Genomic DNA, 18311 nt, shown 5'->3' with positions numbered 1-18311 from the left:
CACCTGCGGACTTTTTGTGTTTAAATTTTAATTTCTTTTTGCGTTAATTTTGCTTCTAGTGAGTCGTACAAAGCGAGCTTATAGTTAATTTGTTCTAGGTATTTAAAGGTTTTAGCCATTTCTTCTTCCACCGCTTCTTTGTGCTGAAGCATCATGTTTTTTCGTTCTTTAATCGTGCTTTCGCCTTGTTTATAGAGCTCTACATAGCGCTTGATTTCTGCAAGCGGCATGCCTGTTGAGCGCAGAGCTAAGATAAAATGGACCCATTCAATATTCGTATCATTATAGAGGCGTTTTCCATTTTCATCACGCTCTATAAAAGGAAGGATTCCTTCTTTTTCATAGTAGCGTAAAGTCGGTGCGGAAAGCCCGGTTTTTTCATTCATTTCTTTCATGCTATAAGACAAGGTTGTTCACTCCCACTTATGAATCGTAAAGCTTACTTTAAGGTATATGATAATCGATAGTTGAACGTTTTATCAAATTATTTTCCGTTTATTTAAAAAATATGGAACTTTTATACAGTTTGTCCGTAATAACAAGTAGACAATAAGAAACTTACTGTAAAAGGTTAAGTAAAGGGGATAGAGTAATGAAAAAAGTAAAATGGATTAGTTTTATCCTGCTGCTGATTTCAAGCGGAGTGTTTTTTATCAATCATCAGTACGCCATTTTACTAGCGGCTTGGACCGTTTACGGAATGGCTTTATCAATCCTAGTGTATTTCTTTTCATACGGTATGAGTGATTCAAATCAAGAATAAAAAGTGTATACGCGTTTCTTATTGTCTTCAAAATAAAAGTAGAAAATGAAAGGGTGGAAGAAATGGGAGAACTTTTTTGGATGATTTTGTTCGGAGCGTGTATTTGGGTGCCACTAATTTGGAATAAAATTGCGATTGGCAAGCGCATCGCACACGAAGAAAAGAAAGCAGGACGTGATTTAACAGGGGAAATCAATCCGTTTAACGGAGGAAGAATGTAAATAGGCGTAGAAAAAAAGCTGTGACAAAAGTATTTTCGTTGAAAGAAGATCCGAATGATGAATCGAGATTCTTAATACAGAGTCAACTTCGTTCGGTTTTTTTATTAGTATGGTGAACGTAGGTGTCATGTATATAATAGTTTCTAGCTGTTGATTGGAAGGCAAGGCGAAGACTCCTGCGGGAAAAGCGGAACAGGTGAGACCCCGCAGGAGCGTAAGCGACGAGGCGGCTCACCGGCCGCCCGCGGAAAGCGAAGCCTTGCACGGAAATCAACAGCGGTGTAACAACCAGTCCAGCTTATTTATCCCATTTGTTCGTCTTTAGGTGGGAGTAATTTTGTTATGTCTAAGCCTCTTTATTAGTAAAGAAAACCATAGTTTAATTTTGTTATTAATAGTATAATTAACCATATTTATTTTGAATAGAAAGGCTGATGAAAAGGTGTCAATATTCTTTTTAGCTGGCATGGTACTTGTGCTGGCGATGATTATTTTTTCGCGTACGCTGTGGGTGCCGAGCGGAGTGGTAGAACGTCTCAGCAAGAAAAAGTGGTTTCAAAATCACTGGCTGAGCGGAGGCTATTTGTTTGGCATTAATGCTTTATATTTTGGTACTACAATATTTTTACTCTATCTTCTTATGTTTACAGATATCCCTTATCTACATATTATTCTTATGTTTTTAGCGACGATTGTAAGTATTTTCACGTGGAGCGCCTTTAGTGCAGCATGGACAGGGTCATTTAAAAACCGTCTTAAAATGGCTTTAACAGGAAGCAGCTTTTACTTGATAGTGGCATTGATTATGGTGATCCAGTGGCTAAGCGTTAAGCCTCTGTATCCCAATGAAGATACGTTTATGCGAGCTTTAGGGTGGATGCTTGGCTTTTTCGTTTCAGCCGTCGCTTTTAGTATATGTTTTATCTTCACTGCTTTTCTTGGAAAACGTTCAGCACGTGTGTAAGGATATCATCCGTTTATTAACGTTCTTTTCTAGTTAACTACTATTGACGAAAGCAGGGGTAAACGTGATTCGAGAAATTTCAGCTTCTGATGCAGCTGCTTTTTTAGCGTTAAATAAAGAGCTTGATAAAGAAACAGCATATATGCTGTACGAAGAAAATGAGCGTGCGACTACGCTTGAACAGCAGAAAAAAATGATTACAGCTTTTTTAAAGATGCCGAACTCGACCATTTTAGTGGCGGAACAAGACGGACAGCTTGTCGGACATTTATCTGTGATTGGCGGAAGCGTTAACCGAAAAAAACACAGCGCATACTTAGCTGTTGGCGTACTTCAATCTTACGGAAACCGGGGCATCGGCACTTCGTTGTTTAAGGAAATGGAGAAATGGGCAGCACAGAGCGGCATTAAACGAGTGGAGCTAACGGTTATGACCCACAATGAACCGGCCATTTCGCTGTATAAAAAGATGGGTTTTGAAATAGAAGGGAAAAAAGTATGTTCACTCGTTGTAGATGAAAAATCAGTCGATGAATATTATATGGGGAAGGTTTTTGAAAAAACGTGCTTAAAGGAGAAATGAACATGGAAACGACGATTGTTCAGTTAAATGAATGGGTAGAACTGCAGCACTATCAAGCTACGCCCATGGAAGAAATAGTTGCCCTATGGTGCAGTTTAAATAAGCAAATTGACGCTCAACTGCCGCTAGGAGGCAAAGAGGATGAAAAAAGAATATAAAAAAGAAGAATCTCAGGTGAAAGTAGATTTTAGATCAGGCCGCGCTTATGGTGATCATGAATACATAGGAAGTTCAAAAAAAGGCGTGCTTCTTGCTTTGTTACCAGTTTTAATCATTGCCGGAGGTATACTGTTTCTGATGGTAAAATGACAAAAGCCGCATTATAGCGGCTTTTTTTCATAGAGGTGCTGAGTTTTGTTTTCTTCGGGATTGGTACGGCTTTCTAGAGTGGAAAAGCCTGCATGTTCTGCGACTATTTTAGCTGCGGAAGGAAGCGTTTCGACTCTTTCCCAAGATTCTGGATTCCACAGTTTTGATCGCTTGAACGCTTTGCTGCAGTGGAGAAAGCATTCCTGTACTTCAACGCCGATAGCGAGCAGTGGAGTTTCGTTGTGAACCGTCATTGTTTCAAGCAGCGTTTTGTCTTTTACAATGCAAGCTCTGCCGTTCACCCTCAGCGTTTCTTCTACGCCTGGAATCAAAAAAAGCATCCCTATTTGAGGGTTAGATAAAATATTTTCCAGTGAATCTACTTTTTGATTGCCGCGCCTCTCTGGAATCAACAGCCTTTTCTCATTCACTACTTGTACAAAACCAGCATAATCACCTCGCGGAGAGCTGTCGCAAATTCCTTTATGATCAGCTGTAGCGATGATGACAAAAGGGGAATGTTTAATAAATTCCCGGCAGTGTCGATCTAAATAAGAAATTATTTTTTGATGTGCTAATTTGTTAGGCGCGCCGACTATACGGCGAAGCTCTTCCTTCGTTTTTACTCGTTCTTTAAAGTGACCGTTTTTCATTCCTCTTTTCACTCCTACAGTTTGCGTATACTGAAAATACCATTTTTACATATGAAATTCTATGTTTTTATATTTAAAAAACAGAAAAATCAGTATATTAAAAAGAAGTAGAAGCATTGTAACGCTAATTTCGGTCTTTTTTTAAGTTTTTGATTGCGTTATCAAATATGTCATTAACCGTTTTCATATGTTCACTGACAAGATGGTCGGAGTCTTTTTCTCTCTGGCGCATGTCTTTTAACAAATCATCCATATCATTTAGCAGACTTTGAAAATACTCATCTTTTTGTTCTTCTTTCATTGTGGAATCGTCCATTTCATCAAGCTTATCGAGCTTATCTTCAATTTTTTTGAAGTATTCATCTCTCAAAATACTCACCTCATTTATAAAGTAGCTTTCTGCTTATTGTATGCACAATGTTTGTTTGCATGAGTAAGAAGTAGAAAGTACATAAATAAAAGGAGAGTCTGAAAAACTCATTTGCTCCTTAGTAGGTTACTTTTTAGTTCCCATATTACTTTGAAGTGCGTACTTTTTTTTATTGTGTATATGCTTCATAATAAATTTTGTCAGGGGATAATATGACATTTAATGAATAGATCAGTCGTTGAGTTTACCCTCATACTGATAAATTTTTAAAATAGAGTTACAAAAATTTCAGGAGGTTTTATGAATATGAGAGAGATACTGCAAGGAAAATTAGGCTTTGGAACAGCACCACTGGGCAATATGTATCGTAATATTCCAGAAGAAGAGGCCATTGCAACGGTCGATGCTGCTTGGGAAAGCGGGATTCGCTACTTTGACGCAGCCCCTCTTTACGGAGCTGGTTTAGCGGAGATGCGCCTTGGTGAAGCACTATCAAAAAGAAATCGCGATGAGTATGTGCTAAGTACGAAAGTAGGTCGCGTCATTTCAGATGAACTAGAAGACACATCTTCACGCGATATGGGAGAAAAAGGCGGACTTTTTGAATTTGGCCGTAAAAATAAAATTATCAATGACTACAGCGCAGATGCTACACTTCGTTCGATCGAGCAAAGTTTAAACCGTTTGAAAACAGATCGCTTGGACTTTGTGTATATTCATGATGTCGCGCAAGATTTTTATGGAGATGAGTGGGTAGGACAATTTGAGTCTGCTAGAACGGGCGCATTTCGTGTGCTTACACGCTTGCGTGAAGAAGGAGTTATTAAAGGATGGGGGCTTGGAGTAAACCGAGTAGAACCAATTGAAATCATGCTGGAGCTGGAAGAAGCAAAGCCGAATGTCTCGCTGCTGGCTGGCCGTTACACGTTATTAGATCATGAACGTGCGCTGCAGCGAGTGATGCCCGAAGCTGTAAAGCATAATATGGACATTGTTGTCGGTGGACCGTACAGCTCAGGCGTTCTTGCTGGAGGTACACATTTTGAATATCAAAAAGCATCTCCAGACATTATGGCAAAAGTAGAAAAAATCAAAGCGATTGCAGATCGTCATCAGATCAGCATTAAGGCTGCTGCTGTCCAGTTTTCACTGGCTAATCCAGCGGTTGCTGCTGTTATTCCGGGCGCTAGTCGTCCGGAGCGTATTGCAGAAGACAAAGCTGCATTAAACACCGTCATTCCGGCAGCCTTCTGGGAAGAAATGCGTGAACAGAAGCTTGTAGCGGCTCATGCACCGCTGCCAATAAACGTTAAATGAAGGTAGAACGGTAAATAGTAAGTAGAAAAAGAGGCTGGAACAAAAGTATTTTAGACGAAGTGAAAAACGAACCATTGATCAAAATTTTTGATTAGTGGTTCGTTTTTTTTGTTAGGGTGAACGTAGGTTTCACCTGTTTAGATCCTTCTAGCAGGTGATTGGAGGGCAAGACGAAGACTCCTGCGGGGAAAGCGGAACAGGTGAGACCCCGCAGGAGCGCAGGCGACGAGGAGGCTCACCGGCCGCCCGCGGAAAGCGAAGTCTTGCACGGAAATCAACTGCGGTGTCACAAGCGGTTCAGCTCATGTATGCCATTTGTGCGTCTTTAGATTGGATTCATCTCGTTATGTCTCAGCCTCTTTTTTTGTTTTGAGATAGGGATTTGTAATATATTTAGTGAGAATTTGTTAAAGACGAACAATTTATATAAATAATATTAAAATATTCGCTTTTTATATTGAATAACCATTTTGTATTTGATACATTTAAAAAGTGAAAAATATTGCTCGTATATGCTTAGAAATATGGTCTGAGTGTCTCTACCTGGTTCCCATTCAAAGAACTGGACTACGAGTTAAAGTATAAAAATGTTCGGTTTATCCAGACACAAGCTTTATTCCATGCTTAATTTTTTATACTTTGACTCTAAAAAACGTAGACGATCAAAAATGTTCTATGTTTTTTGCTTTTGTCCGATCATCGAGTGTATGAAACAGCAAAATGAAATGGAGTGAAAGTATCAATCTATGAAAAACAAGATGTTAAAAACAGGGGCTTTATTTACCATTGGTATGGTTTTATTATTATCTGTACTTGCCGGGTGTAACACAGCTTTAAAAAAGGAAGCTGGAGATAAACAGAAGCAGAAGCCTATTATTGTTCAAGGGCCGATGCCGATAGAAGCGCAGAAATTCGCTAAAAAATTAGAAAATGTAAAAGAAGAGAAGTCAGGGAATTTTGTTTTTTACAAAGGAACTGTCGATAATTATCCAGTCATCGTAGTTAAAACGGGAAAAGGAATGGAAAACACGGCAGCTGCTACAGCGATAGCTATAGAAAAATACCATCCTAGAGCAATTATCAATCAAGGAACATCAGGCGGACATGATGAAAACCTGAACGTGTTTGATATTGTGTTAGGAAAGCGAGCAACGAATATAGGCTCTTTAAAAACCGAAGATAAAAAAGAAGGCGAAGGAATAGATCCTGCTGCTTGGAAGCCTATGGATTTAATGGCTTCTGAAGGAAGTGCTGGCGAAGATCCTGATGCTGAAAAAGCTCGCTATTATGAAGGCGATAAGAAGTTACTGGCGGCTGCAAATGCAGTAAAAGATACATATAAAAAAGGAAAAGTAGTTGAAGGAATGATAGGATCAGCAGACACGTGGAATAACGAAGTGGATCGAATTAAGTGGTTCCATACTAAGTACGGGACGTCTGTAGAAGAAATGGAAGGCGCGGCGGCAGCACAAATCGCAGGAAGCTATGACGTTCCATTCTTAGGTATCAGAGTGCTATCTAACAACAAAGTAAACGGTGGAAAATATAATCCAAACACAGCAGCAGCTTGTCAAGACTATGTTTATGAAGTAATTAAACGCTATATTAGTACAAACGCTAAGTAAACTTTTCTTTAAAAAAGCATCAGACCCTTTGTTTCCTTAACAAAGGGTCTGGTGCTTTTTTTGGTCAAATAATTGAAAATGACTACACATGGATTCTACCTATAGAAAGACTAGTTAAGATCTTTCTTAGCATTTTTAGTTTATCTATTTTTCACGCCGCTCATTAGTAAAAACAAAGGAATACGCATTCGACGCTCGTAAGTTTCAACATTGTCAAAGTGTTCTTTTTGAGGGCACGCTTCCTTTAAGTTTGTGACCGTAAAGCCGCTTTGCTGCATCAAAGAAAAGTACTCCTCAAGCGTGCGATGATACTTTTGAACGTATCCGCCCATCCAGTGCTGCTGACGGAATCCCATTGAGAAGTAGTTATCCACCGTCCAGTTTGTGCGCAGAGCGGAAGGCTGCAAAGTGGAAGTAATGACTGGGTGTTCAACGGAAAAAATAAATCTTCCTTCAGGTTTGAGTGCTTGATTCACTTTAGTGAAAATGGAGGCTAAGTCTTCCATGTAGTGGAGAGACAGTCTTGCAGTAACCAAATCGTATTCGGTGCGTGGTGGAGTATAATGCTCCATCGATTCATGGAGCACTCTTGCATTTGGATAGTTTAAAAGCTGTTGCTGAGCCGCGTTTATCATATTAATCGAGCCGTCTACTCCGGTATAAGAGAAACATCCCTGTTCAAGAAGCTCCGCGCCAAATCCAGCGTTTCCGCACCCTAAGTCTAAAACGTCTGCATCTGTAACATCATCTAGAAGCTGTAAAATGGCCGGTTTTTCAATCGTATCGTTGGCATTTTCTTTTTGCTGCCGGCGTTGTGTATAGGCCAAAAACGTCTCGTCATTATCGTAAAATTCAGCTCCTGTTGAGATCTTCAACTAAATCAGCCTCCTCTATGCAAAGTACCTCATTATAATCATATATTCAAATTATTTACAACAGTTTGAATATATATGGAAATTATGTTTTATTTTAGTATAATTGTAGTGTTAATGAATCGTTCTGTGTAACTAGAGAAGAAAAGAGGAGAAGTCATGAAACGTTCCACTATAAGCATCAGTGTGGTTAGTATTTTGCTGTCGGTTAGTTTACTTATAAGCGGCTGTCAGCAAAATGAGGTATCTTCCCGCGACGAAAAAGAAAGCATTACTTCAAGTGCTCAACATCTTGAACAAAAAGAAAGTGCTATTCACGCATCGGAGCAAAATGATGATCAGGAAAAGGGCAACCATCAAAAGTCAAGCACTCCTTCAACAAGTACTACAGCTTCTGTTAAAGATGAAATCAACGTATCTACCCCTACAAAACAAACGGCTAATGTATTAATCAAGTCATATTTGCAAGGTTTAATAAAAGGAATCAACAACGGTTCTTTCAAAGAAGTAAACAGCTATCTGGTGCAAGGAAGTTCTCTTTATAGAGATCAGCAGTCTTTAATTAGTCATTTACATGGCAAAGGAATTCAAGAAAGATTAGTAGATTATGAAGTGGTTGACTTTAAAAAAGCAGACTCTGCTTATGATATCCAAACCCATGAAGTGATTATGATTGTTCAGCCTAATGGTCCGGAAACGATAAAGGAGTATGATTGGGTATATTCAGCGGTATGGTCGGGTGATCAATTACGCTTAAAGGATATTTCTAAGGCAGAGAACACTGATTCAATCAAAGCATCGGCACAATCGAAGCAAAGTAGCGGAAGCTATGACGGAGAATGGTCAAGAGACATTCATCATCAAGAAGCAGGGTTAACCATCACTAATTCAACAAGCGGCTCTTTTGATTTTACAATAGGTGCAGCATACGGTGCGCATGCAGGAGGAATAGAAGGGAAAGCAGAGGTGGAAGGAAATAAAGCTATTTATAAAGACACGGAAGAAGCTACTGAATGCGTACTAAACTTCACGTTAAGTCAAAAAGAAATCAAAGTTGATGCTACTGCCGGCTGTTCCTATTACGGCGGGTTAAATGTTTCTTTTGACGGCACGTATAAAAAAGGAAAGATCACAGAACATACGAAGACTTTATCAGAACTCGATATCCTTCCAAGTGAACAGGATGAAAATGTGAAAAAACTTGTAGGAAATGACTACGAAGCGCTTGTTGATAACTTTCAAATCGTCCATGAAGAAAAAGATTTAGACGGCTTAGGAGCAACAGCGCTATCAGGTGGAGTAACCGGTTTGTACACGCTTATGGAAGGGATCATTGAATATGATAAGCAAGGCTATTATTACGTAGCGTTAATTGTTGACAGTGACAAAGTGAAATTCTACACGAATAATCCCGCATATCGAGATCGTATCACACTCACAGTAAAAGAGTGGATGAGCCGCTTTAGCGATTATCCAGTAGAGACAATCTATAAAGAAATAAAAAGATAAGTCTAAAAGCTAAGAGTTGAGTATAGAAAGGGTCAGTCTATGCGTAACTCTTAGCTTTTGCTTTGAAATCGTAGGAAACCATTTGTTTTTGGCGTCGTTCTTATTTCCGTAATTTTTCAACAATTGCTGCGTCTATTTGCTGAGATAATACGCTGCTAATCTCTTTTTCATTCTCCACTTTTTCTAAAATGAGCTGCTTATTACCTTTCTTGATTTTTAACATCGTACCTGAGTGGATGGAGAAATCATCTCGCAGCTTTTTAGGAATAGTAAGTCGAAAACGGTCATCAATTTTTCGAGATTGAGCTGTAAATGTTAAATTCGTTTTCTTACCAAAATTCATTTCATATTTCTGAATCACAATGTTATTTTCTTTGTTAATAAAAAATTGAACCTCCATGTTTGCATCTAATTCGACGGACGTTAAAAGTTCAGAAGTGAGCTGAATCTGCCGGCCGGCTAATGTTGCATAATAAGGAGGAGACGCCGTAGGTTTTTGTGAAAGCGCTATCGATTTTTCGTCTCTTTTTTTCATAACAATTTGCTGTTCTACCACGTATAGTTCTACATAATCAAAGGGCTTAAGTTCATAGTCATCTCGCAGGGATCTCGGAATGACTATTCTACCCATATGGTCAATTGTTCGAATGAAGATATGAGAAGGAACCAGGATATTTTCATCATGATGATCGATAATAATCCAATCATCACAGCTCCGTAAAAAAACTTTGTCGTTCGTCTCGAGTTTTGTTAGTTGCATAAACAAAGAAGGAAGGGATACTCTTCCCATTTCGTCAATTATACGCTCTTCTTTTTTTGTACGCATCTTGCTACTTAATCCTTTCTAAAAACATTTTAGATGGGGTATGTTACTTAAATTACACAGCATTTATTTCTTTGTCAAATGAAGCAAATGAGTATTTATTCATTCTACAGATTGAGAAATACAGGAAGTTTGACCTCATTCAGTAGATGCACAGCTGTCCCGTGTAAATGGTCATCATCTGTAGAAAACAGTTAATCTGTTAATTAGAAAAGCATAGAATAAAAGCGTTTTTCTTTCTTTTGATTTTATTGTCAGAAACAAAGGTTTAAAAAGAAGCTTCCTTCCTTTTCTAAAGAGTAGGTTTTTTATTAACAAAATGCAGCCGGATTTACGCTGAATGATGAATAGATTTATGCATATTAAGTCTAGAAAAAAATTTCAAGCGGAGCTTTTTTACTTGTTTTGAAGAGCGGTTATAGTTGAAGAATAAAGAAAAAAGCTCAAAGCAATGAGCTTTGAACCAATTTTTATCGTTTTTCAATCAGCAGTAAGATGAAGGTAGCAAGCGGTCCTAAAGCAAGAGATAATAAGAACCAGTTCAGACCCGTTCGATTTTTACCTTGCGCTAATCCGGCACTAATTAAAGCCAGCGTTCCCCAACCTACAACGTATTGATTATCCATATGACACCCCGCTAATAATTGTTTCTTTATTTGATTAACAAAATCTATATTAGCATAAATATCCATATTTTTGATTGAGATTCCTGAATTAGGGTAGAGAAACGGTGAATTTCTTCAAGAAGCAAAATTCTTATTCTCCTCAACTTAGTGAAGGTAGTAGTGAATAAGAGAAGGGTGCACGTAGTAGACGTGAACATATTGAGGTCGATGATAGTGAAGCTGGTGCATATATTGATTCATAAGCCTTTGAATAGCGTTATACACATTAGGCGGATAGCCATAATAGCCGTGATGAATACCAACTCGAAACAAGGAAACGGGCGTCGTGTTATTGGTTCTGCACATTGTTCTACACTCTTCTGCGCTTTTAACCTTGCGCAGCTGCTCCACCCGCTGGTGCTCCGCCCGCCGGCGCAGCTTTTCGCTGTCCTAGTTCTTGATCGAGTATAAAAATAGCTGCAGGGTTATTTTGGGCGATTTTTAAGCGGTCTACAATCGTTTGAGCTTGAGCTTCTTCGTCGACTTGTTCTCGTAAAAAGTCCTGCACGATGACTAACGTTTGAGGGTCATTCGCTTGGCTGATAAACTGAAACGCTTGGCGATAAGAATTCGTGACGAACTTCTCATGCTCCAGTACTTTTTGAAACGTTTCTAACGGTGTCCCAAACTCACTTGGCTGAGCAGGTAAAGAACTTAATTCAACCGTTCCGCCGCGGTCAACTAAATAGTCAATAAGCTTTAGCATATGAGTGCGTTCTTCTTCAGACTGCAGACGCAGCCAGCTTCCCATTCCTTTATAGTTTAATCGATTCATATAGTTAGACATAGCTAGGTACAAAGTCGAAGAGACGTGTTCAAGTTGAATTAAGTTATTGAGCAGTTTTTGAATTTGTTCGTTCATATTTGTTATTCCTCCTCAGGGAAAGGATTTTTTTCGTATACTACCTGCAACCACCACGTTTTTTACGGTGAAAGAAATCTACAGTGATACTATATGTCACTTCTTTAAGTAGGTAACTTGCCCATCCTTTATTAGTGCTTCTTACTTACATATAAGGGTTGTATAATATAGGAATAAAAGTAGTTTAAAAGTATCTTTTTTTAGATGGTTAAAATTACTATGTTCTATTTAACCAATTTAGTGATAAAATTGTCACTCTGTGCAATTTTAATTGGTGTGAAGGAGTCAGAAAAATGAATATGCAACACGTATTAATACCTGGATTTGAAAAGCTTGCGAGCTTTGTATTCTGGTATCCATTTATTATGTCTTTATTTTGGATTGCAGGCACGTTTATTTACATACGCTATCGTGACCGAGATCCTAAAGTTGATTTTTCAACAATTGATTGGCCGTTAGTGAGCTTTTTAGTGCCTTGCTATAACGAAGAAGAGACGATTGAAGAAACGCTTAAGCACCTTTTGGCGTTAGATTATCCGTCTAAAGAAATCATCCTTATTAACGATGGAAGCACGGATGGAACAGCTGATATTTTAAAGGAAATCAGCAGAAATCACCCTGAAGTTCGTGTGATTCAGCTTTATGAAAATAAAGGAAAAGCCAACGCGTTACATTTAGGTGCGCACGCATCTAAAGCTGAGTTTTTAATCTGCTTAGATTCCGACGCTATTTTAGATCAAGACGCTCCGTATTATCTAATCCATCATTTTCTTCATAAAGGGGAACGGCTGGGAGCCGTTACCGGAAATCCGCGCATTCGAAACCGTAATACACTGCTGAGTCGCATTCAGTTAGTTGAGTATTCTTCTATTATCGGTTCTATTAAACGAACACAGCGAATTTTAGGAAAAGTAATGACGGTCTCAGGCGTAGTAGTAGCTTTTCGAAAGAAAGCACTTGTGGACGTCGGGCTGTGGGATCGCGATATGATTACGGAAGATATCGCCGTGAGCTGGAAGCTGCAGCAGCGCTTTTGGGATATCCGCTATGAACCGCGGGCACTGTGCTGGATGCTTGTGCCTGAAACCTTAAAAGGAATTTGGAAGCAGCGAGTACGCTGGGCTCAAGGCGGGCAAGAGGTAATGCTTCGCCACTGGAAAGTGTTATTAAAATGGAAGCAGCGCAGAATTTGGATTGTATACCTAGAGCAGTGGATCAGTACCTTTTGGTCGTTCGCATGGCTGTTTGTGACTCTAATGCTGCTTGTTACCGCGAGCAGTCCTCAAGACATGCTGTTTTGGTTTACATTCACGTCATTTTCCCTTGTGTTTATGAGCTTAATTCAGCTGTTTATTGCGCTGAAAATTGATTCGAAATACGACAACGTGAAGCGGTATTACGTATGGGCTGCATGGTACCCAGCGCTTTACTGGATTGTGAATACGATTGTGGTAGTGGGCGCATTTCCTCGTGCTATCAGATCTAGAGTGAAAGGAGGCTATGCTACATGGAGCAGTCCAGACCGCGGCTTAACGAAGAGCAAATCATGATTCAAGCCAAACAGCCTCTTGCTCGATTAGTGATAAGCATCATTGTTTCATCTGTTTTTTGGCTCTATTGTGCCATTGTTCTTTGGTTTTTCCTTTCAGCTGTTATCGGCGTAAATGACCGTTACAGCGGGATATTAAAAATTGCGTTCAAAACGACGAACGGCGAAATTCGAACGTTTTTAGTAATTGGACTCGCTATTTTTTGCTTCTTTTTCCTGGCTCTGTTTTTATGGAGATCCTACAATAAAAAGAGATTTGGAAGCTTAAACCGACGAAAAGAGCCGGCGTATACGAGTATTAAAGATTTAGAGCGTCTTGAGCTTTTATCCAAGGAGCAAATTCAAGAACTTCAGCGTGCACAGTACATCGAGTTTGATGTTAATCCGTTAAAACATACTGAAGAGAGGAAGCGCGCATGAAGAAATATGTATTCTTTCTTTTGATTGCGGCAGCGGTAGTTGGCTTTATTTTCTTTAAAGTAGTGAACTGGGAAGACAAGGCGAAAGCAACAACGACCGTGGAGCCAGCGCTTGAGACGAACGGATGCTTAGGCTTAAATTATCATCGCGTGCGCAAGCATAATTGGTTTAATCGAGTTGTCAGCTCAGTTACAAAGTCTGACGAACTGACGGAGTACAGCGTCTACAGCAATGATTTTGAACATCAGTTAAAAAAGCTTAAGGAACTTGACGCTACGTTTGTTACGCCAAAAGATATTGAAACGTATCAGCAAAAAGGCACGTTTCCAAAACGCTGCGTTTGGATTTCATTTGATGATATTGACCGTACCGTGTATCAAAACGCGTTTCCCATTTTAAAAAAGGAAAACATTCCGTTTACGCTATATGTAATCGCAGGACAAGTGGGGGCAACGGATTTTCAAAATTTAAACATGGCTTCGTGGAGTCAGCTAAAAGAAATGAAAGACAGCGGCCTTGCGACAATCGGTTCGCATACATATGACATGCACCGCTTGGAAGAAGACAAGCCTTTATTTCTGACGCCTGCTAAATACAGCGCGTTTGCTGAAGATTTACGGAAAAGCAAAGAAACGATTAAGAACCATTTAGGAATAGACCCGGTTTACTTTGCATATCCATACGGCAATACAAATGATGACGTAGCTAAGATTGTGAAAAATGCTGGTTTTCACCAAGCAGCTATCCTAGCGCCGCATCTTATTACAAAAGACAACGATCCTTATTATCTTAATCGAATTGTTGTATACAATAAAACCTTTCAAGACCTTATTCTTCCTTGGCTGACGCGTACAAGCTCGTAAGAACAAAGTGAAAAAAGCCTCTGTCTAAAGCAGAGGCTTTTTTTGTTCACCATCAAAAGGTATGTCAATTACGTGAAGAAAGTACACTTTCATTTCTATAAAAATCATTTTAATGGTACCATAGAAAAGTTGTGATAAAAGATATGGATAAACGAAACTATCTATCAATCCTTTTACAAACTGCGTGTAAGAAGTTTGTGAAGGTGAAAAGAGGAAAACAGCGATCCTACGCTTGCTATTTTAATAATGTAAGGCAATCGGACAAACCAATTCGCTGTCCGTTGCTGGTTAAATTGTATTCATTATTCACGATTCCTCTCTATCATTTCGTCATGGGTTTTGTTTTATCGTTAAAATTTTGATAAAGGTGTATAGGCTATGGAAAACAGGCATTTTGAATATAAATTTAAAGAAGCGCTGAAAAAACTAAATGATATTGAACTTGCGTTAAATGAATCATCGATCGTAGCGATTACGGATAGCCGCGGATTCATCAATCACGTGAACGATAAATTCTGTGAAATTTCTAAGTACGAAAGACATGAGCTTCTCGGTCAAGATCATCGTATTATTAACTCTAAACATCATTCAAACTTGTTTTTTAAAGAGTTGTGGAACACGATCAGGTCCGGCAAGGTATGGCACGGAGAAATAAAAAACAAGGCAAAAGACGGTTCGTACTACTGGGTGGATACAACCATTGTTCCTTTTTTAGATGAGCGGGGCAAGCCGTATCAGTACGTATCGATTCGCAATGATATTACAAAACGAAAAGCATATGAAGAAAAAATTAAGCAAATGGCTTATTATGATCCTTTAACCAATTTGCCTAATCGCTACTGGTTAAACAAACAGCTGAAAAAACTGTTTTTAGATGAAGAATCTCCAGAACTGCTGGCTATTTTATTTTTAGATTTAGACCGCTTTAAATCAATAAATGATACGCTTGGCCATCATCACGGCGATGTGCTGCTGAGGCGCGTAGCAGAAAGATTAAAAAAATGTATTCCTTCCTCTGATTTTATCTCGCGGCACGGGGGCGATGAGTTCATTTTAGTGCTGCATTCTCTGAAGACTGTTGAGGAAATTGAAGAAATGACCGAGCAGATTGTAAAAGAAATGTCGCTTCCTTTTTATATAGACGGAGATAAAGTGCTAACCTCTACAAGCGTTGGCATCAGCCTATTTTCAAAGGAATGTCAGCAGCATATTATTCCAAAAGACGCAGATGAACTAATCGACCGGCTGATCAAGCAAGCAGATATTGCGATGTATGTAGCAAAACGGAATGGACGAAACACATATGAAATGAGTTCGTCTTCATCTAATGAACGAATAATTAAAACAATCAGCATGGAGAATGAGTTAAAGTATGCGCTCGAAAGACATGAGTTTCAGCTCGTTTATCAGCCGTTAATCGATTTGAAAACGTCTGATGTCATAGGGGCAGAAGCGCTTATCCGCTGGAATAGCGCAAAATTTGGTACCGTCTATCCAAATGAATTTTTGCCTATTTTAGAAGAAGTGGGTCTAATTGTGCCGGTTGGCAAGTGGGTGTTAGAAGAAGCGTGCAAGCAAATGAAAGCATGGACGGAGCTGAATTCAAAAGCGAGCAAAATAGGAGTGAACGTATCACCTATTCAGCTGAAGTCCTCACGATTCGTAGCGGAGATTGAACAAATCTTGCAAAAAACGGGCCTTGAGCCACACTTTCTGGAACTTGAAATCACCGAAAGCGTCATTCAAAACAGTCAAGAATCGAAAAAAGTGCTAAACCGCCTGCGGAGTCTAGGGATAAAAGTGGCGATGGATGATTTCGGAACGTGCTATTCATCCCTTAGCTATTTGAAACACTTGCCGATTAATACGTTAAAAATTGATAAATCATTTATTGACGACTTAGACGAAGTTGGAAAAGTGCTGGTGGAAACGATTATTCAAATGGGAAAAAAACTTAACTTTGATCTAACTGCAGAAGGAATTGAAACCGAAGAACAGCTGCAGTTTGTGACGGAACAAGGCTGTCATATCGGTCAAGGCTATATATTTGATAAGCCGCTTTCTCCTGAAGAAATGAGCCGTTTGTTGAAATGAAGGAAAATCCTATGTACGGAAAGAAGCTCTTTAATAGAGCTTTTTTTTATGGTTTTTAATCGTATGGAAGGAGTGAGAAAGTCGTGAAAGAGTACGTTGGAATCTGCACCGTATGTCAAAAGAACGTGTACTGCTTAGAGGGGTTTTTGAACGGTGTGGTTGTTGAAGGGAAGCTTGTGTGCTTTGCGTGTGAAGAAAAAGAGAAGCGTGACACTCATAAAAACGAAAGAGGTTGAGACATAACTACATCAATCCCATCTAAAGAAGAACAAATGGGATAAAGTAGCTCGTATGGATCATTTGTTCCACCGCTGTTGATTTCCGTGCAAGGCTTCGCTTTCCGCGGGCGGCCGATGAGCCTCCTCGTCGCTTGCGCTCCTGCGGGGTCTCATCTGTTCCGCTTTTCCCGCAGGAGTCTTCGCCTTGCCCTCCAATCAACCGCTAGAAGTACCTACATACATGAAACCTATGTTCACCATGACAACAAAAATACGAACTATTAATAAATAATCGCGATCAATATTTCGTATTTCAATTTAACTAAAATACTTTTGTCCCAGCCTCTTTTTATTTACTGCGCATTCACTTTTTCAGCTTGCCAATAATACTCGCTGAACACATCAGAAAAGGCTTTGACAGTGTTTGTGAGTTCTTCCATATTGTTATCGACGCCGCCGACTTCAATTAAAATGGAGCGGTCGGATAAGTCTTGATTATATAACCCATTATTGCCGCTTGTTTTCTTTTTGCTTAATACTCCGCGGCTAAGGCCTGGATATTTTTCCTCTAACTTTTCATGAATCGCTTTGGCCATTTTCACGTTTTCATCAAATTTCGGGTTCGCTTCGCCTAATACAATCATCATTTTAGCGTATGATTTGCCGTTAATAGCAGCCGTTGTTTTTTCTTGGCGCAGTGAATCGCGATGAATATCAATTAAATAATCGACGTCTTTGTTTTGCTGAAGAGCCGTTTCCACCACGCTGCGAGACATCATATAGGCTCGTCCTGTACCCCAGCCTTTTTCATTCAGCTTTTGTGTCATATTAGTTGTATCTACTTCCGAACCGATTCCGTCTGCTTTTAATTCCATTCCTAGCATTTGACCAACGAGCGTGATGTTGGTTTTGTTATCAACTGCTTTATTTTCGTTTGCTTCACCTTGCATACCAAGCAAAGGGAAATAAGATTCCCAGCTGTGCGTGTGGTAGATGTACACAACTTTTCTGTCTCCCGTGCTTTGCTTGGCCTGTGTTTGAGACTGTTTTTTGCTTTCTTCGTACGTTTTGCTTTCAGCAGGATCCAAATCACGCTCTCCTGAAATGCTTTCGAGCGGAGGAGCCGATTCATGGGGAATTGTGGTATAATCCGTTCCTTCACCGGCTAACAGAATGTGGGAATCAAAAATAGAAAAGCCGGGCAGTTCTGATCCAAATAGACTTCTTGTATCTGCCACACGAATGTTCGTCGCCAGCTGCAGAGCGACAGAAGAGAGAGGAGGCGGAGAGAAATCTTCTTCAAAGGCATGAGAGAAATGATGATTTTCCGTATGCATGAAGTAGAACAAGCTTTGGGCTTTATAATTTGATAGTGCTTGATAGACAACGTTCGAGCGCAGCGTATGCTGAAGAGTTGAATACGTGACGGTAAAAATAGCGGCAGATGTTAAGAGAACAAATAGTATAGCGATAATTAATGATTTATAAGAAAGAATCCAAAAAAGCTTTTTAGGCTTTTCAGTGAACTTGTTTTTCATAGAGTAAGCCTCCTCTAATAAAATTTTGAAATCAGCGGATGAGAACTCTAAGAGGAGAATGTTATGTATCTACTATTTACTCTATTAAAAAGA

26 protein-coding genes and 1 riboswitch are annotated in these 18311 nt (G+C 39.4%); of the genes, 16 read left to right on the top strand and 10 right to left on the bottom strand.

Annotated elements, in window-relative coordinates:
• Positions 1-20: 20 nt before the first annotated feature.
• A complete protein-coding gene (locus MMB68_RS00475; RefSeq protein ID WP_277548005.1) occupies positions 21-407 on the bottom strand; it encodes a MerR family transcriptional regulator in 387 nt (128 codons plus the stop codon).
• Positions 408-592: 185 nt separating this feature from the next.
• Between MMB68_RS00475 and MMB68_RS00470 the strand changes: the two genes are divergently transcribed.
• The 7 genes from MMB68_RS00470 (at position 593) to MMB68_RS00440 (ending at position 2840) form a co-directional block, all read left to right on the top strand.
• Positions 593-763 (top strand): hypothetical protein, encoded by a 171-nt coding sequence (locus MMB68_RS00470; protein WP_176551730.1) that lies wholly within the window; start codon positions 593-595, stop codon positions 761-763.
• A 62-nt stretch (positions 764-825) separates the two neighbouring features.
• On the top strand, positions 826-984 hold the full coding sequence (locus tag MMB68_RS00465) for a hypothetical protein (protein ID WP_277548004.1): 159 nt from the start codon (positions 826-828) through the stop codon (positions 982-984).
• A 150-nt stretch (positions 985-1134) separates the two neighbouring features.
• Positions 1135-1269: a hypothetical protein gene (locus MMB68_RS00460; protein WP_260506655.1), complete on the top strand. Its 135-nt coding sequence runs from the start codon at positions 1135-1137 to the stop codon at positions 1267-1269.
• 157 nt (positions 1270-1426) lie between these two features.
• Positions 1427-1948, top strand: a complete 522-nt coding sequence (locus MMB68_RS00455; RefSeq protein ID WP_221783717.1) for a hypothetical protein — start codon at positions 1427-1429, stop codon at positions 1946-1948.
• 64 nt (positions 1949-2012) lie between these two features.
• Positions 2013-2531, top strand: coding sequence for a GNAT family N-acetyltransferase (locus MMB68_RS00450; RefSeq protein ID WP_221783719.1), 519 nt, complete (start codon positions 2013-2015; stop codon positions 2529-2531).
• Positions 2532-2533: 2 nt separating this feature from the next.
• The gene (locus MMB68_RS00445; protein WP_260506657.1) at positions 2534-2689 is read left to right on the top strand and encodes a hypothetical protein; all 156 of its coding nucleotides are present in this window, start codon (positions 2534-2536) and stop codon (positions 2687-2689) included.
• Positions 2673-2840, top strand: coding sequence for a hypothetical protein (locus MMB68_RS00440; protein ID WP_221783721.1), 168 nt, complete (start codon positions 2673-2675; stop codon positions 2838-2840). The genes MMB68_RS00445 and MMB68_RS00440 overlap by 17 nt, the downstream gene beginning before the upstream one ends.
• 11 nt (positions 2841-2851) lie before the next feature.
• On the opposite strand, the gene MMB68_RS00435 is transcribed toward MMB68_RS00440, so the two are convergent.
• Entirely contained in the window at positions 2852-3493 is a 642-nt protein-coding gene (locus MMB68_RS00435; RefSeq protein ID WP_221783723.1) for an MSMEG_1061 family FMN-dependent PPOX-type flavoprotein, read from the bottom strand.
• Between the two features lie 124 nt (positions 3494-3617).
• Positions 3618-3872, bottom strand: coding sequence for a hypothetical protein (locus tag MMB68_RS00430; protein WP_264408455.1), 255 nt, complete (start codon positions 3870-3872; stop codon positions 3618-3620).
• A gap of 297 nt (positions 3873-4169) precedes the next feature.
• On the opposite strand from MMB68_RS00430, the gene MMB68_RS00425 reads away from it, so the two are divergent.
• The 3 genes from MMB68_RS00425 to MMB68_RS00415 all read left to right on the top strand — a co-directional run bounded on the left by MMB68_RS00425 (position 4170) and on the right by MMB68_RS00415 (position 6805).
• Positions 4170-5180 carry an aldo/keto reductase gene (locus MMB68_RS00425; RefSeq protein ID WP_221783727.1) on the top strand — a complete coding sequence of 337 codons (1011 nt, stop codon included), beginning with the start codon at positions 4170-4172 and terminating at the stop codon, positions 5178-5180.
• A gap of 154 nt (positions 5181-5334) precedes the next feature.
• Positions 5335-5553: a hypothetical protein gene (locus MMB68_RS00420; RefSeq protein ID WP_221783729.1), complete on the top strand. Its 219-nt coding sequence runs from the start codon at positions 5335-5337 to the stop codon at positions 5551-5553.
• A 113-nt stretch (positions 5554-5666) separates the two neighbouring features.
• Positions 5667-5770: riboswitch (purine riboswitch) on the top strand.
• A 156-nt stretch (positions 5771-5926) separates the two neighbouring features.
• Positions 5927-6805: a 5'-methylthioadenosine/S-adenosylhomocysteine nucleosidase gene (locus MMB68_RS00415; protein ID WP_221783731.1), complete on the top strand. Its 879-nt coding sequence runs from the start codon at positions 5927-5929 to the stop codon at positions 6803-6805.
• Between the two features lie 140 nt (positions 6806-6945).
• On the opposite strand, the gene MMB68_RS00410 is transcribed toward MMB68_RS00415, so the two are convergent.
• Positions 6946-7680, bottom strand: coding sequence for a class I SAM-dependent DNA methyltransferase (locus MMB68_RS00410; protein WP_221783732.1), 735 nt, complete (start codon positions 7678-7680; stop codon positions 6946-6948).
• A 156-nt stretch (positions 7681-7836) separates the two neighbouring features.
• Between MMB68_RS00410 and MMB68_RS00405 the strand changes: the two genes are divergently transcribed.
• On the top strand, positions 7837-9186 hold the full coding sequence (locus tag MMB68_RS00405) for a TcaA NTF2-like domain-containing protein (RefSeq protein ID WP_221812516.1): 1350 nt from the start codon (positions 7837-7839) through the stop codon (positions 9184-9186).
• Positions 9187-9286: 100 nt separating this feature from the next.
• Here MMB68_RS00405 and MMB68_RS00400 read toward each other — a convergent pair whose 3' ends face one another.
• From MMB68_RS00400 to MMB68_RS00385, 4 genes are all read right to left on the bottom strand, one after another.
• Positions 9287-10012: an AbrB/MazE/SpoVT family DNA-binding domain-containing protein gene (locus tag MMB68_RS00400; protein ID WP_277548001.1), complete on the bottom strand. Its 726-nt coding sequence runs from the start codon at positions 10010-10012 to the stop codon at positions 9287-9289.
• A gap of 467 nt (positions 10013-10479) precedes the next feature.
• Positions 10480-10635 carry a hypothetical protein gene (locus MMB68_RS00395; protein WP_277548000.1) on the bottom strand — a complete coding sequence of 52 codons (156 nt, stop codon included), beginning with the start codon at positions 10633-10635 and terminating at the stop codon, positions 10480-10482.
• A gap of 144 nt (positions 10636-10779) precedes the next feature.
• Entirely contained in the window at positions 10780-10980 is a 201-nt protein-coding gene (locus MMB68_RS00390) for a hypothetical protein (protein ID WP_141425866.1), read from the bottom strand.
• Positions 10981-11002: 22 nt separating this feature from the next.
• A complete protein-coding gene (locus MMB68_RS00385) occupies positions 11003-11536 on the bottom strand; it encodes a ferritin (RefSeq protein WP_057273824.1) in 534 nt (177 codons plus the stop codon).
• A 293-nt stretch (positions 11537-11829) separates the two neighbouring features.
• Here MMB68_RS00385 and pgaC point away from each other — a divergent pair, with 293 nt between their 5' ends.
• The 5 genes from pgaC (at position 11830) to MMB68_RS00360 (ending at position 16698) form a co-directional block, all read left to right on the top strand.
• Entirely contained in the window at positions 11830-13086 is a 1257-nt protein-coding gene (gene pgaC, locus MMB68_RS00380; protein ID WP_221783740.1) for a poly-beta-1,6-N-acetyl-D-glucosamine synthase, read from the top strand.
• Positions 13044-13505 (top strand): poly-beta-1,6-N-acetyl-D-glucosamine biosynthesis protein PgaD, encoded by a 462-nt coding sequence (gene pgaD / locus MMB68_RS00375; RefSeq protein ID WP_221783741.1) that lies wholly within the window; start codon positions 13044-13046, stop codon positions 13503-13505. The genes pgaC and pgaD overlap by 43 nt, the downstream gene beginning before the upstream one ends.
• A complete protein-coding gene (locus tag MMB68_RS00370; protein WP_221783743.1) occupies positions 13502-14368 on the top strand; it encodes a polysaccharide deacetylase family protein in 867 nt (288 codons plus the stop codon). Before pgaD ends, MMB68_RS00370 begins: the two co-directional genes overlap by 4 nt.
• Before the next feature lie 378 nt (positions 14369-14746).
• The gene (locus MMB68_RS00365; RefSeq protein ID WP_221783745.1) at positions 14747-16462 is read left to right on the top strand and encodes a putative bifunctional diguanylate cyclase/phosphodiesterase; all 1716 of its coding nucleotides are present in this window, start codon (positions 14747-14749) and stop codon (positions 16460-16462) included.
• Between the two features lie 83 nt (positions 16463-16545).
• On the top strand, positions 16546-16698 hold the full coding sequence (locus tag MMB68_RS00360; protein ID WP_221783747.1) for a hypothetical protein: 153 nt from the start codon (positions 16546-16548) through the stop codon (positions 16696-16698).
• 22 nt (positions 16699-16720) lie between these two features.
• On the opposite strand, the gene MMB68_RS00355 is transcribed toward MMB68_RS00360, so the two are convergent.
• Together MMB68_RS00355 and spoIIP are read right to left on the bottom strand one after the other, a co-directional pair.
• Positions 16721-16900, bottom strand: coding sequence for a hypothetical protein (locus MMB68_RS00355; RefSeq protein ID WP_260506658.1), 180 nt, complete (start codon positions 16898-16900; stop codon positions 16721-16723).
• A gap of 133 nt (positions 16901-17033) precedes the next feature.
• Positions 17034-18218, bottom strand: coding sequence for a stage II sporulation protein P (gene spoIIP, locus MMB68_RS00350; RefSeq protein WP_025750039.1), 1185 nt, complete (start codon positions 18216-18218; stop codon positions 17034-17036).
• Between the last annotated feature and the right edge of the window lie 93 nt (positions 18219-18311).

Source organism: Priestia sp. Y58, from assembly GCF_029522095.1.
Lineage (GTDB): Bacteria > Bacillota > Bacilli > Bacillales > Bacillaceae_H > Priestia > Priestia megaterium_E.
The sequence above is the reverse complement of the archived record's forward strand: the minus strand, read 5'-3'. Positions and strand labels throughout refer to the sequence as shown.

What these genes read in the sequence shown, in the direction of transcription:
- spoIIP (WP_025750039.1), bottom strand. Translation starts at nt 18,218, where the DNA reads ATGAAAAACAAGTTCACTGAAAAGCCTAAAAAGCTTTTTTGGATTCTT.
- MMB68_RS00405 (WP_221812516.1), top strand. Translation starts at nt 7,837, where the DNA reads ATGAAACGTTCCACTATAAGCATCAGTGTGGTTAGTATTTTGCTGTCG.
- MMB68_RS00400 (WP_277548001.1), bottom strand. Translation starts at nt 10,012, where the DNA reads ATGCGTACAAAAAAAGAAGAGCGTATAATTGACGAAATGGGAAGAGTA.
- pgaD (WP_221783741.1), top strand. Translation starts at nt 13,044, where the DNA reads ATGGAGCAGTCCAGACCGCGGCTTAACGAAGAGCAAATCATGATTCAA.
- MMB68_RS00365 (WP_221783745.1), top strand. Translation starts at nt 14,747, where the DNA reads ATGGAAAACAGGCATTTTGAATATAAATTTAAAGAAGCGCTGAAAAAA.
- MMB68_RS00440 (WP_221783721.1), top strand. Translation starts at nt 2,673, where the DNA reads ATGAAAAAAGAATATAAAAAAGAAGAATCTCAGGTGAAAGTAGATTTT.
- MMB68_RS00370 (WP_221783743.1), top strand. Translation starts at nt 13,502, where the DNA reads ATGAAGAAATATGTATTCTTTCTTTTGATTGCGGCAGCGGTAGTTGGC.
- MMB68_RS00390 (WP_141425866.1), bottom strand. Translation starts at nt 10,980, where the DNA reads ATGTGCAGAACCAATAACACGACGCCCGTTTCCTTGTTTCGAGTTGGT.
- MMB68_RS00445 (WP_260506657.1), top strand. Translation starts at nt 2,534, where the DNA reads ATGGAAACGACGATTGTTCAGTTAAATGAATGGGTAGAACTGCAGCAC.
- MMB68_RS00385 (WP_057273824.1), bottom strand. Translation starts at nt 11,536, where the DNA reads ATGAACGAACAAATTCAAAAACTGCTCAATAACTTAATTCAACTTGAA.
- MMB68_RS00470 (WP_176551730.1), top strand. Translation starts at nt 593, where the DNA reads ATGAAAAAAGTAAAATGGATTAGTTTTATCCTGCTGCTGATTTCAAGC.
- MMB68_RS00435 (WP_221783723.1), bottom strand. Translation starts at nt 3,493, where the DNA reads ATGAAAAACGGTCACTTTAAAGAACGAGTAAAAACGAAGGAAGAGCTT.
- pgaC (WP_221783740.1), top strand. Translation starts at nt 11,830, where the DNA reads ATGAATATGCAACACGTATTAATACCTGGATTTGAAAAGCTTGCGAGC.
- MMB68_RS00415 (WP_221783731.1), top strand. Translation starts at nt 5,927, where the DNA reads ATGAAAAACAAGATGTTAAAAACAGGGGCTTTATTTACCATTGGTATG.
- MMB68_RS00425 (WP_221783727.1), top strand. Translation starts at nt 4,170, where the DNA reads ATGAGAGAGATACTGCAAGGAAAATTAGGCTTTGGAACAGCACCACTG.
- MMB68_RS00465 (WP_277548004.1), top strand. Translation starts at nt 826, where the DNA reads ATGGGAGAACTTTTTTGGATGATTTTGTTCGGAGCGTGTATTTGGGTG.
- MMB68_RS00395 (WP_277548000.1), bottom strand. Translation starts at nt 10,635, where the DNA reads ATGGATAATCAATACGTTGTAGGTTGGGGAACGCTGGCTTTAATTAGT.